This is a genomic window from Marinomonas profundi (genome assembly GCF_020694005.1).
GTDB classification, from domain to species: Bacteria; Pseudomonadota; Gammaproteobacteria; order Pseudomonadales; family Marinomonadaceae; genus Marinomonas; species Marinomonas profundi.
In genome coordinates, this window is record NZ_CP073013.1 from 2,047,350 (window position 1) to 2,059,692 (window position 12,343).

Here is a 12,343-nt window from a genome sequence, read left to right on the forward strand (position 1 = left end):
TTGGCCTTGCTTTATTTAAACTTCCTGCGACTATCCATCAACAAAACTGTCTTCAGCCAAAAATTTTGACGGAGCTTGCCCTGTATGTTTGCTAAAAGCAGAGCTAAATGCACTGGCAGATTGATAACCTATCTTTTCTGCAATGGTGGCCATGCTAAACGTTTGACGCCTTAAGAGATCTTTTGCGATTGCCATGCGCCATGCAATGACATACTCCATTGGCGTATAGCCCACGGCTTTACTAAAGCGTTGAAAAAAGGCGGAGCGGGACAAGGAGGCGGCTTTTGCTAATTGATCAATCGTCCATGATTGACTGACATCTTGATGGATTTTTCGGATCGCAATGGCAAGGCGTTCATCGGCTAAACCGACTAATAAGCCGGGCACATCCGGCGTATCCATCTTCGTTCTAAAAGCTTCAATAAGTAGAATTTCTAATAATCGAGCCAGTACGGAATCACGTCCGGGGCGCTGTGCCAACGATTCCTCAATAACCAGCTCGACCAAAGTCGTTAGCCTTGTTGCGGCGCGAATATGAACCAGTTTGGGAAGCAGCGATACCAATATTTTTGAATCAGGTGCCTCAAATTGACAATGGCCAATGAGTAAATGCGCATTCAACTCATTGCCCTTTTCACCTACAAAATAAGTGCTGGTTGCGGTTTTTGTGGGCACCGTATCGGCTTCGTCCAACGCCGGAGGATGGCTACTGGCGACAGTAAAAGCGTGCGCTTCTGGAACAAGCACAAAATCGCCAGCGGTTAAATAAATCGGCTCATCGCCTTTTAATGTGAACTCACAACTTCCTTCTAACACAACACAATAAAAAGGATTGCCGATCTCTTCGCGCCTAATTCGCCATGTGCCAGCGGCATGCACCACCTTAGAAAAAGCGGCTTTTGGCTGCAGTAGGGTCACAATACTCGAAAGAGGATCCATTAATTAAATACCATTGATAATGTAATATGGACTTTTCATTATATATTGTACAAGCACCTTTAGATAGAGTTAGCAGCTCAACCACTTAAAGGAGCTTGTATGAATAATCTCGTTACCGAATCTAAGAACATCCCAGAGTCTAATCGACAACTTACCCTGTCTATTAGCCCAATTACCCTGCCAATTGCAGGCCGTGAAACACCACTTGAACTGCGCATTACCCTGCCATTAAGTGGTAATAACATTCCAATTATCTTGCTTTCACATGGTCATGGTCCATCGTCGTACCTGCCCTCTAAAGACGGATACGCCCCGCTGGTAAACTATTACGCTGAGCAAGGATTTGCTGTTATTCAACCTACCCATGCAAGCTCAAGAGTGGGTGGTCTAGGCAATAGTCATGCAGATGCGCCGCTTTTTCTCAACCAAAGAGTGCTTGAAATGAAAACCATTTTGGACAATTTGGCACAAATTGAGCGTGACACAGCCTGCCTTTCTGGTCGATTAGATAAAGAACGCATCGCGATAGTGGGGCACTCTGCAGGATCTATGACGGCGGCCATGTTAATGGGCATGACGTTACCGCATATCAAAAACGTATTAGATCAGCGCATCAAAGTCGGAGTCCTATTAGCGGCTGTGGGCAAAGGGGGAGATGATTTAATTGAATCAGCAAGAGAAAGGTTCCCTGAAATTAATCCAGACTATTCATCCATGACCACCAGAAATTTAGTAGTGTATGGCGATGAGGATCTTAGCCCCCACTTTACAACTCGAGATGCAGATTGGCATGCCGATGCCTACCACATCTCATCAGGTAGTGATTTTTTACTAACACTAATTGGCGGTAAACATGGGCTGGGTGGCATTGCTGGTTATGATGCAAAAGAAACCGATGACGAAGACCCGGATCGTCTTGCCATTACACAAAAAATGACCTCAGCTTATTTAAAATCGGCTTTATACGAGCATGACTATTCATGGGAAGAGGCTTGTAAAGCACTAGCTACTTTTGCCAGTAACCACGCTTACATAGCAAGTAAGTAGGAGGCTTGAGGTCTATTAGCCTAGACGCTGGTATTAGGCTAGATAAAAAATCCCGTTCGAGTTCATGTATCGAAACGGGACTTTTTATGTGTTGCTTGTAATAGAAATAAATAGCGTCTGGTGAATCGCTAAATATCAGCAATATTCGACACGACTTTTAGCATATCAATAAAGGCATCGACCGATTCCACCGCTGCGGATTCGTGCATGGTGTGATAGCCAATGGTGGGGATTTGAATGGTGGTGCCGTCCACTAAACCATTGGACGCGGCGATAATACGACCAAGCTCGGTACTACCAAGAGAACTTGGCGGTAGTCCTTGTTCAGCCCGTTTGGCGTTTTCATTTTCTACGTAACGGTTTTTATACAAGTAACTGATGTTGTTTTTCACACACAGTGCTTCGAGTAGCTGGGTACTGTCTTGGTTAAAGGTGGCGTTGGCGTCTTTTTCTCGCAGTACAAGCAGCTGCTCATTAGCCGCTTCCACATTCGGAAATGGACTGGTATCAACCACAAATAAACGGTTGGTGGAGCCACCAAAGCGCCGGAACCATTCCAGTAAATAGCGCCAGCTTTTGCCGGCTTCTTCTTGGGCAGTGAAAAAGGCCGTGCCTTTAAAACCATGATCAAAAAGATGCACCAAGGCCGCTGCTGAGATCACATTATCGAGCTGGCCTTCTAAGCGATTGTCGACAACTTGCAGCTGATCTTTAAAGGCGATTGGCGTGCCGGCAACAACGCCTTCTAGGCCTTCGGTTTCGAAAATTAAGTTGTTACGGAATTCGCACACGTAAGAGCTTTTAATGGTGCCTTTACCGCGATAAACGCCAGACCAAGGCTCGTATGCGTAGACTTCTTCACGGTTGAAACGCTCTGTGACCTTGGTCATCAATTCTTCAGACACCGAGTTGTTCAATAAATCGGTGCGGTTTGCCGACACAAACGCCGCGTATTGGAATTCATTTGGACCGGTGCACACCAAACCATGGCGATCAATATGCGCCGAAAACATGGTGCTAAATGGATCGCTGCCTTGAGCAACCAACAAACCTTCGTACCAAGTAACATGTGCCCCTCGTTCTTCCAATTCACGTTGTAACACGCGAAAAAATGAATGCTCTGCACCAACCACACTGGGCGCGCGAATAAGCAGTTTTAACAGGTCGATAAAGTCATCACTAGGCATGCAGATAGATTCCAAAAATAGGGGGATGTCGGAACCTTGTTTATAAACCGAATTAAATGATTTACATACTGTTTTTAGCGATTAATTACGTATTTATTTAGTCGGAAGTGAGTAAAATATGATCCATCTAATAGGTGGCTTTCGTAATATAGGCCCATGAGTGATTAATTGTTAGGGGAAACCTAGATGTTTTTTCGTAATAGTAAACGGCTAGCTCGTATTGTTGAGTTGGAAAAAGAGTTGTCTTCTTTTCAGCAAACGCAAGCGGATATCCGTGAGGAAATGTTGTTTTTTTCGATGACGCCAGAAGGAAGAATCATCGAAGTTAATACGTTGTTTTTGACATCATGTGGTTATGAAAAAAACGTCGTGGTTGGAAAAAATATCAGGGATTTAATGCCATCAAAATTCCAACAAAGAGTAGAAGGGCAGCGCATATTGTCTTGCATCAGTGAAAAAGCTCACTGGCATGGGGCATTGTCGTTAGAAACGAAAAATACTAAAGAGGCTTGGTTTCGTACCATTATTCAGCCAAAAATAAGAGCTGAAAGCGGCGAGATTACACTAGAGGCATACTCTATTGAGCTGACGCGTACCATCTCGAAATCTAAAGAGCTAAAAGATATTTTGTCTGCCCTTAATCGATCTTCGGCGATGATTGAGTTTAGTTTGGATGGCCTTATTTTGGACGCCAATGATAACTTTTTAAAAGGTATGGGTTATTCAAAAAGCCAAGTTATCGGTAAGCATCACAAGATTTTTTGTGAGCCAGAAGAAGCAGAATCCCAAGAATATCGGACCTTCTGGCAACGCCTTCGTTCTGGTGAGTTTGTATCGCAGCGGTTTAAGCGGTTGGATAGTCGTGGTGGGATTGTGTGGTTGGAAGCATCATACAATCCAGTGTATGACGAAAGTGGCGAGCTGTATAAGGTTATCAAGCTTGCTACGGTGATTACGGAGCAGATGAACCGAGAATTAGCCATTGCAGAAACGTCGAAAATTGCCCATGAAGTGTCCAAAAAAAGTGACGCAGATGCATTAGCGGGTAAAAAAGTTATAGAGTCTACGATTCAGACCATGAACGAATTGTCTGCACAGATGAACAGTGCGAATACGGGTATTGCGGAGTTGAACACTCAATCGGCAAAGGTTTCTGCGCTGGTAGAAAGCATTCGAGGTATTGCAGATCAAACGAACCTTCTTGCGCTTAATGCGGCGATAGAAGCCGCGCGGGCAGGCGAGCAGGGGCGAGGTTTTGCGGTGGTTGCCGATGAAGTAAGGCAGCTTGCTTCACGAACCAGTTCTGCGACAGAAGAAATTATAAAAGTGGTGAGTGATAATCGTAAATTGACCGAGCAAGCGGTACTGCTGATCGAAAAAAGCTTAGAAAAAGCGCAAACAGCGCTGGACCTTTCTACTGAAGCAGGCCAGGTAATGAACAACATTCAAACAGGATCGAGACAAGTGGTTGATGCGGTGAGCCAATTTAACAATAGGTTATAGTGGTCGCGTTGTTCAAAAAATGTGTGACTGCCTCGCTGTGAATCCCAAGGGTTGATTACCTGGTGGATTCACAGCGAGACGTTGCGTTTTTTCCGCATCAAAAAGACAAAGGCAACACCGCCGACAAGGCCGGTAATAATGCCAATGGGCATGTCTTCGGGGGGAATCAGAACCCTAGAGGCGATGTCTGCTGCGACGAGAAACAGCGCGCCGAATAGCGCCGACAAGGGCAAGACTTTGCGATAATCCCCGCCAACTAACAAGCGCACAATATGCGGCACCATGAGGCCAACAAAGCCGATGACGCCGGAAAAAGCCACGGCTGCGCCAGTCAGCAGCGCGCACACCACGATGACCATCAGGCGAAAGCGTTCGACGGGAACGCCCAAGGTGCTGGCGCTTTCATCGCCTAATGTCATGGCGTTTAGGTAACGAGCATTGTAAATCAGATAGCCAGAGCCTAGCGCCAATGTCACCAGCGGAAACCAGAGCTGTCCCCATTGAGCCAACCCTAAGCCGCCCAACATCCAGAAAATCACCGTATGGGACGATCGATGATCGCCCATAAAGATGAATAAGTTTCCCAACGCTGTCAGCACAAAGGCTACCGCCACACCCGCTAGAATCAAACGTCCCGCGCTGTGCGCTGAAGAAAAATTGGCCACTGCTAAGACTAAGAACATAGCGAGCAAGGCTCCCAAAAAAGCAAACACCGGCACGGTCACCACGCCTAGAATCATGCCCGTGTGCAGCAAGGCGATGATGGCGCCAAGGGCGGCGCCAGAAGACACGCCCAATAAATGTGGATCAGCCAAAGGGTTGCGCGTCACCGATTGCAGCGCCGCGCCCACTATTGCCAAGGCCGCACCGACCATGGCCGCCAGTAGGGTGCGTGGTAAGCGCACGGCCCAGATAATATTCTCACGTCCAAGTGACCAGTTAGGCGGCGTATGGGTGATTGATAATTTGTGGCCTATCACACTCCACACGGTGGATTGGCTGATTGACACAGAACCCACACCAATCGCCACGCCCATTAATAACAGCAGTAAGATGCTCAGCATAATTAATAGCGCTGGTAAGGGAACACGTCCCATGATGGTTAGCTTTTTGATGTCTGCTTTCATGACGCGGTTCTAAAAGCCTCGGCTAAGCGTTTAATGGCCTTAATATTGCGTGGCCCTGGAGTCGCCTCGACATATTCCAATACTACGAAATGGTTGTTTTTCACCGCTGGAATATTTTCGAAAGCGGGATTACTGCGTAAGAAATTAATTTTTTGTTCTGCCGTCACATCGCCATAGTTGACGATAATAATCACCTCTGGTGCTCGATCAATAACGGCTTCCCAACCAATTTGAGTCCAGCTTTTCTGCACATCATCGACGATGTTTTTACCGCCTGCTGCTTCGATTAGTGCGGTTGGCATGCCGAAGCGACCGGAGGTGAAGGGTTGTTCTTCGCCAGAGTCGTACACGAAGACTTTAGGCACGCTTGTTTGTGACGTCAGATTGGCTTGGAGCTTGGCAAGGTCTTGTTGGTAGCCATCGACTAAGCTTTGTGCTTGTTCTGCTTTGCCAAAAATACGCCCTAGATTTAATAGGTCGTTGTACATGTCATGCATGGAGACTTTGGGTTTGTCCATAACGTGGATGCAGCTTTCGGTTAGCTCGTAAACCTTGATGCCAAGCGGTGCCAAGGTGTCTGGTGTGACGCCACCACCGACGCGCATGCCGTAGTTCCAACCAGCAAAATAAAAGTCCGCATCGGCGCCCAGTAATACTTCTTTGTTCGGGTATTTGGGTGAGAGTTCTTTCAGTTCGCCAATGCCATTGCGCAGGCTTGGATCAAGGGTTTTCCAGCCAGAAACGCCAGTGAATCCAGCCATGTGATCTTGCAGGCCAAGGGCCAATATCATCTCAGTTAAGTTCACATCGTTTGAGACCGCCGCTTTGGGAGCATGATCAAAAGTGACCTGACGGTCGCAGCTTTGTACCGTTACAGGATAGCCAGAAGCGTTGGCTAAACCTGCGTGTAAAAGGCCAAGTAATGCGCCGCTGATAAGTAATGAAGTGTGTTTGATGGCTATGTTGACGTTCGCTGTCATGTGTCTGTCCTATTAATCATTGATATAGAAAGAAAATCTGGGTCTTTGTGTGATGGGATGCTCATCAATGATGGTTTCCACATCAAACACTTGTTTTATGCGTTGTTCGGTAAACACATGGCTAGGTGGCGCGCAGGCTTGCATTTCACCGTTTTGCATCACTAAAACCCGGTCGGCGTAGGCGGAAGCCAGAGCCAAATCATGTAAAGAGACAATAATGGTGCAAGGCAGCTTGGATAATAAAGCCAACACATCAAGCTGGTGGCGAATGTCCAAATGATTAGTAGGCTCATCCAGAATCAATACGTCGGGGCCTTGTGCCAAGGCTCTGGCTATCATCACCCGTTGGCGTTCGCCGCCAGACAAAGAGTCAAAAGATCGCTTGGACAGATGGGCCACATCCAGCAAGGCTAAGGTGCTTTCTATAATGTGTGTGTCTTCTTCGGAACGTCCCCAAGCAAGGGATCTTGGTGTCAGGCCGATTTCTACCATTTCAAAAACGCTCAAGCCAAATTCACCGCCAGTATCTTGTAACACTGTTGCGATGCGTTGCGCGCATTGGCGTGGCGACAACGACCAAAGGTCTTTGCCGTCCAGTAAGACAGTGCCGCTGGTGGGTTTATTAATGCGATAAAGACAGCGCAATAAACTGGTTTTGCCTGAACCGTTTGGCCCAACAATCGCCAGAAACTCACCAGAATGGACACTGACCGAGATGGGTTTGAGTAAGGCTTTATCTCGATAAGGCGACCAAGCAACCTCGTTCAGTTGCATACTGGCGGGTGTGCAGCTGGAAAAAAACGAGTAAGGCGAATCGTCTCGTTGTTGATCGTTTGGTGAGGTTAAAGCGGTTTTACGAATCAAGGTGAATTAATGTCCGTTGTTTGTTTTGTTATAATATAACATCAATATCCAGTTGCACAACTGAATCTCTCTTGATAGCACGACAGAATCCCTCTGGATAGCGACCGTAAGCCATGTATAAAGGGCTGATAGGATAGAGCACAGACTATACGGAAGCGGGTTTGACGGAACAAGCCGTGTGGGTTGGAGAATTTTCATCTTCACATGTGTTAATTCAATACAGGCGTGCAACGAGCGCTGTAACACGTTAGATTGGCTGGAGAACATGACACTCTTTAGGGGGTGTCATAAGTGTCAAAGGAGGCATTACGTAGAAATATTTTGCTACGTTTAAATAGAAATGAGGTTCACTGTTATTTTCGGATAAAAAATACAGTTGAACTCATGAAGGGCAAAATGAATGGACAAGGAAAAACAGTAAAGTTATCATTTATGATAATAAGGGAATGATTAAATATGACTTGGAAGATAGACATTTATGATGGTGTGGAAGATCAAATTCTTCAAATGCCACCCAAAATCCAATCGAGGATGATTAAACTATTAGAGCTGATGGAGAAGCATGGCGCTAATTTAGGGCCGCCTCATACAGATTCTATGGGTAACGGATTATTCGAGATTAGGGCGAAAGCTCAAGAAGGCATTGGCCGTAGTTTGTTTTGTTACTTAAAAGGGAAGCATATTTATATCTTGCATGCCTTTGTTAAAAAGTCACAAAAAACGCCTAAAAATGAGCTGGAGCTTGCACGTCAACGCCAGAAAGAGGTTCAAAAAAGATGAGTTTACAAAAACTGAAGCAGCGCGCTCTTGAGAATTCTGACGTCAAAGCAGAATACGATAAGCTGGAAGCCGAGTTTAATTTCATTGATCAATTGCTCTCTATGCGAACGAAAGCTGGGTTAACGCAAGAGCAAGTGGCAGAAAAGATGAATACTCAAAAAAGCAACATTAGTCGCTTAGAGCGAGGCAATGCTAATCCAAGCTGGGCGACGCTGCTTAAATATGCTCATGCGTGTGGTTTTGAGTTGTCACTGAAAGCGCAAAAGGTGCCTTAGCAAATCACATCGCAAGCGCCCGATGCATTCAGCAGCGGGCGCTTTATATGAGTCACCTTTGGATAATGGGAATAAACCAATCCATTGCTTCAATCGCTTTAATCCAACGTTGGATATTGGGGTACGCAGACAGCTGATAAGCGCCGCCTTCCTCTGCTACGTGGGTGTAAGGAAACAAGCAAATATCCGCCAGCGTCATGGTATTTCCCACTAAAAACACGTGTGTTGCTAAGGTCTCTTCCATTTGTATTAACGCTGCGTGACCTTGCTGAATACGATCCGGCAGCATTTGTTTTTTTAGCTCTGTCATGGCGTTGTGAGTCAGCCAAAAACGTGGCGAGGCAATGTTAGGCTCGTGGCTGTATTGCTCCCAAAATAACCATTTATAGACCTTGGCTCTGAGAATCGGATCGCTTGGCAATAAAGAAGACGGATACTGCTCGGCCAAGTATAAAAGGACGGCGTTACTTTCGCTCAAGCATTGTCCATCATCCAATTCCAACACAGGAATCTTGCCGTTCGGATTCATCGCCAAGAAGGATTCTGTGTGTGTTTCTCCTTTGGTAATATCGTATTGTTTTAGCGTCACTTTTAGACCTAGGCAAGCGCATAACAAACGAATTTTATAACCGTTTCCCGAGGGCAAAAAATCGTGCAGAATCATCAGTCTTTCCTTCTTGGTTGATGGCTTTCATTTTTGTTTGGCATTACTTAAGTTAACAATCTAGCCACTTTTTCCCACATTATCTCCTTATTTTTTCAATGTCATGTGGTTTCGGGGCAGCGCATTTTATTGTAATAATATAAATACAAATGAATGAAATACGGCTGTTTTTTTTGCCCACTTGGCTTTTTGCGAAAAAATGCGCGGGAAGCACGGGTGGGAAAAAGCGTTATCACAAATCTAACTATGAGGTAATAACATGACAGACATTGATATTGGTATCAGTAAAAAAAATCGATCTGAAATTTCAGAAGGGTTAAAACATCTTTTAGCTGACACCTATACCCTGTATTTACAGACACACAATTTTCATTGGAATGTTACTGGCCCTCAATTTCGTGAATTGCATTTAATGTTTGAGGAGCAGTATCAAGAATTAGCGCTTGCTGTAGACGATATTGCAGAACGTATTCGTACTTTGGACGTTGCCGCGCCAGGTACTTACAAAGCCTTCGCAGAACTGAGTTCGGTGAAAGAAGTAGATGGTGTGCCAAGCTCGACGGACATGGTTAAGTACTTAACCAAAGGCCATGAGCAGGTTGTCAAAACCGCACGTAAAGTATTGAAAGTAGCGCAAGAAGCCGATGATGAATCTTCTGCGTCTCTGGTATCTGATCGTATGCGAGTGCATGAGAAAACCGCGTGGATGCTAAGAGCCACCCAAGCTTAGTCGCGTATGAGTGATTGAATGGTACGTTTCAACGTGCTTGATGAATGTTTCATCAGTAAAACCAGCCACCGTCATTGGTCGCTGGTTTTTTTACGCCTTGCGTTTTATCGCCCAATTAAATTTTACCGCGCTCACTGCCAGTAATATCAGTATCACGCCAACTATTTGCGTTAGGCTGATGTGTGTTGAAAAGGCAAAATGGTCGACAAACAAAGCGGTGATCGGGTAAATAAAAGACAGCAGAGCAATCAGGCTGGTGGGCAGTTTTTGAAAACTATCGTATAGGATGATGTACATAAATCCGGTTAGCACGGCACCGAGTATCAATAGATCGATCCATTGGCCAGTTTGCGTGGGTAAAGTGTCGAAATCGGCAAAGGGCAAGAGCATAAAAATGCCAACGATCACCTGTACCAAAGCCACAAAGGTGGAAGGCACTTGGCTGACTTTTTTGGTGACCAATGTGGTTACGGTGTAGAGCAGCGCGGCGCCTAAAGCGAGTAATAAGCCGAATAACCCAGACGAACCGTCGCGGCTTGCCTGACCGGAGAAGAGCGCGCTTATCTCAGTCAGGTCTAATTCCACGATCAAAAACAAGCCAACAAACGCCAAGGCGAGCCAAAACAGTAAGCTGGCCGATAACTTTTCTTTGGTGATTAACGCGCCTACTAGCACTAAAAATAATGGCTGCATGTGATAGGCCACGGTGGCGATAGAGAAGGGAATATAGTTGAACGAGGCAAACAGAAAGATCCAGTTCCCGACTAAGGTGACGCCACCTAAAATAATCATCAGCAGTACGCTGCGCTGGAAAAATTCACGACGAATCAGCCCCGCATAATAAGCGTAGCCTCCCAGAACGGCGGCCCCAATGACGCAGCGGAAAAACACCACATTCCAAAATGCTTGCCCTGAGCTGATAACAAAATAGCCAATGGTGCCAGATAGCATCATGGCTAAGATGAGCTCAATGCTGCCGATTGTGTTGTTTGAACGATGCATTCTTAACTTAACTCCCGATTAGGTTTTGTCGTATAGCTTGCACGACGCGCTGTTTTTTCGAAGCCATGGTCTATGAGGAATAGGATAAAGGAGAACGTCGAACTTTGGCATACACAGAAAAAGATAGATATGGTCAAGTACTGTATTTGTTGGAGGCAAAAATGCGGTAGAATTCGACATTATTATCGTTATAACTGTTACTGTGAGACTATGAAACCTAATCCATTATTACTTGATAACCAGCTTTGTTTTGCTTTGTACTCAACGTCGTTGGCAATGACGCAGTTTTACAAAGAGCCGCTTTCGGCGATTGGTCTGACGTACCCACAATACACGGTAATGTTGATTCTGTGGGAGCAAGACGGTGTCAGTTTGAAACACATCAGCGATGCGCTTGGGCAAAAGTCTGGGGCGTTGACGCCGGTGATCAAACGTATGGAGGCGGATGGTTTAGTGCAGCGTTTACGTGGTGTGGACGATGATCGTAGCTTGAGCATCGCCTTGACAGAAAAAGGTAAAAAATTGCGTGAGCAAGGGTTAGATGTGAACCGTTGTGTGGCTGAAGCCTGTGGGCTTGAGATGAGTGAGGTGGTGGCTTTGCGCGAGCAGCTTATGGCGTTAAGGGCGAAATTAATAAAATAGTACTTGCGCAATAATAGTTATTGCAATAACATAAATTCAACAGCTCAGGTCACTGAGCTTTTATTTAACTTTTTATTTGATTGTACTTATTTGATTATATAGTTATCGCGATAATTATTATCCAAATAACTTAATTTAATAGTGTCATTCTAGGAGCAATATTATGCAAGCCGTATACAGTGCAACAGCAACCTCTACTGGTGGCCGCGATGGCCGTTCTATTTCATCTGATAACAAGTTGGATCTGGCGCTAAGCACACCTAAAGAACTAGGCGGCGCAGGTGGTGAAGGGACGAACCCAGAGCAACTTTTCGCCGCAGGTTATTCGGCTTGTTTTATTGGCGCGTTGAAGTTAGTGGCGTCACAACAGAAAGTAAAAGTGCCTAATGATGTTAACGTCACTGCCACTATTGGTATCGGTGCCAACACTAAAGGTGAAGGTTTTACCATCTGCGCGGATTTGGAAGTGAATATTCCTGGTGTGGAAAAAGACGTGGTAGAGCAGTTGGTTGAAGCCGCTCACAAGGTTTGCCTGTACTCAAACGCAACTCGTGGCAACATTGAGGTGAACTTCACTATCAAATAATGGTTTTCCATTAAATC

General features: G+C 45.6%; 13 protein-coding genes and 2 pseudogenes. 8 read left to right on the plus strand and 7 right to left on the minus strand.

The genetic code is table 11. The annotated features are described in order from the left end of the window. Positions 1 to 30 precede the first annotated feature (30 nt). The gene (locus J8N69_RS09555; protein ID WP_168824071.1) at positions 31 to 939 is read right to left on the minus strand and encodes an AraC family transcriptional regulator; all 909 of its coding nucleotides are present in this window, start codon (positions 937 to 939) and stop codon (positions 31 to 33) included. Positions 940 to 1,038: 99 nt separating this feature from the next. Between J8N69_RS09555 and J8N69_RS09560 the strand changes: the two genes are divergently transcribed. After that, a complete protein-coding gene (locus tag J8N69_RS09560; protein ID WP_168824073.1) occupies positions 1,039 to 1,986 on the plus strand; it encodes an alpha/beta hydrolase family protein in 948 nt (315 codons plus the stop codon). Positions 1,987 to 2,114: 128 nt separating this feature from the next. Here the strand turns inward: J8N69_RS09560 and J8N69_RS09565 are convergent, their stop codons facing one another. Continuing rightward, positions 2,115 to 3,173 carry a peptidase M42 gene (locus J8N69_RS09565; RefSeq protein ID WP_168824075.1) on the minus strand — a complete coding sequence of 353 codons (1,059 nt, stop codon included), beginning with the start codon at positions 3,171 to 3,173 and terminating at the stop codon, positions 2,115 to 2,117. A 297-nt stretch (positions 3,174 to 3,470) separates the two neighbouring features. On the opposite strand from J8N69_RS09565, the pseudogene J8N69_RS17190 reads away from it, so the two are divergent. Both J8N69_RS17190 and J8N69_RS17195 read left to right on the plus strand, forming a co-directional pair. Then, positions 3,471 to 4,136 (plus strand): annotated as a pseudogene (locus tag J8N69_RS17190) (PAS domain-containing protein); the annotation flags it as partial. Between the two features lie 105 nt (positions 4,137 to 4,241). Next, a pseudogene (locus tag J8N69_RS17195) lies at positions 4,242 to 4,676 on the plus strand (methyl-accepting chemotaxis protein); the annotation flags it as partial. Between the two features lie 68 nt (positions 4,677 to 4,744). On the opposite strand, the gene J8N69_RS09575 reads toward J8N69_RS17195, so the two are convergent. Genes J8N69_RS09575 through J8N69_RS09585 form a run of 3 tightly spaced genes read right to left on the minus strand, consistent with a single transcriptional unit; the run spans position 4,745 to position 7,647 of the window. Next, positions 4,745 to 5,803 (minus strand): FecCD family ABC transporter permease, encoded by a 1,059-nt coding sequence (locus J8N69_RS09575; protein WP_168824079.1) that lies wholly within the window; start codon positions 5,801 to 5,803, stop codon positions 4,745 to 4,747. Then, a complete protein-coding gene (locus J8N69_RS09580) occupies positions 5,800 to 6,783 on the minus strand; it encodes an ABC transporter substrate-binding protein (RefSeq protein ID WP_168824081.1) in 984 nt (327 codons plus the stop codon). Before J8N69_RS09580 ends, J8N69_RS09575 begins: the two co-directional genes overlap by 4 nt. A gap of 12 nt (positions 6,784 to 6,795) precedes the next feature. Next, on the minus strand, positions 6,796 to 7,647 hold the full coding sequence (locus J8N69_RS09585) for an ABC transporter ATP-binding protein (RefSeq protein WP_168824083.1): 852 nt from the start codon (positions 7,645 to 7,647) through the stop codon (positions 6,796 to 6,798). 456 nt (positions 7,648 to 8,103) lie between these two features. Between J8N69_RS09585 and J8N69_RS09590 the strand changes: the two genes are divergently transcribed. Further along, positions 8,104 to 8,427: a type II toxin-antitoxin system RelE/ParE family toxin gene (locus tag J8N69_RS09590; RefSeq protein ID WP_168824085.1), complete on the plus strand. Its 324-nt coding sequence runs from the start codon at positions 8,104 to 8,106 to the stop codon at positions 8,425 to 8,427. Then, entirely contained in the window at positions 8,424 to 8,702 is a 279-nt protein-coding gene (locus tag J8N69_RS09595) for a helix-turn-helix domain-containing protein (protein WP_168824087.1), read from the plus strand. Before J8N69_RS09590 ends, J8N69_RS09595 begins: the two co-directional genes overlap by 4 nt. A 52-nt stretch (positions 8,703 to 8,754) precedes the next feature. Here the strand turns inward: J8N69_RS09595 and J8N69_RS09600 are convergent, their stop codons facing one another. Further along, on the minus strand, positions 8,755 to 9,366 hold the full coding sequence (locus J8N69_RS09600) for a glutathione S-transferase family protein (protein WP_168824089.1): 612 nt from the start codon (positions 9,364 to 9,366) through the stop codon (positions 8,755 to 8,757). A 259-nt stretch (positions 9,367 to 9,625) separates the two neighbouring features. Here J8N69_RS09600 and J8N69_RS09605 point away from each other — a divergent pair, with 259 nt between their 5' ends. Continuing rightward, the gene (locus tag J8N69_RS09605) at positions 9,626 to 10,096 is read left to right on the plus strand and encodes a Dps family protein (protein ID WP_168824091.1); all 471 of its coding nucleotides are present in this window, start codon (positions 9,626 to 9,628) and stop codon (positions 10,094 to 10,096) included. A gap of 90 nt (positions 10,097 to 10,186) precedes the next feature. Here J8N69_RS09605 and J8N69_RS09610 read toward each other — a convergent pair whose 3' ends face one another. Further along, entirely contained in the window at positions 10,187 to 11,098 is a 912-nt protein-coding gene (locus J8N69_RS09610; RefSeq protein ID WP_168824093.1) for a DMT family transporter, read from the minus strand. Positions 11,099 to 11,308: 210 nt separating this feature from the next. Here J8N69_RS09610 and J8N69_RS09615 point away from each other — a divergent pair, with 210 nt between their 5' ends. Together J8N69_RS09615 and J8N69_RS09620 are read left to right on the plus strand one after the other, a co-directional pair. Further along, entirely contained in the window at positions 11,309 to 11,740 is a 432-nt protein-coding gene (locus J8N69_RS09615; RefSeq protein ID WP_168824095.1) for a MarR family winged helix-turn-helix transcriptional regulator, read from the plus strand. A gap of 163 nt (positions 11,741 to 11,903) precedes the next feature. Continuing rightward, positions 11,904 to 12,326, plus strand: coding sequence for an organic hydroperoxide resistance protein (locus tag J8N69_RS09620; RefSeq protein ID WP_168824097.1), 423 nt, complete (start codon positions 11,904 to 11,906; stop codon positions 12,324 to 12,326). The last annotated feature ends 17 nt before the right edge of the window (positions 12,327 to 12,343 follow it).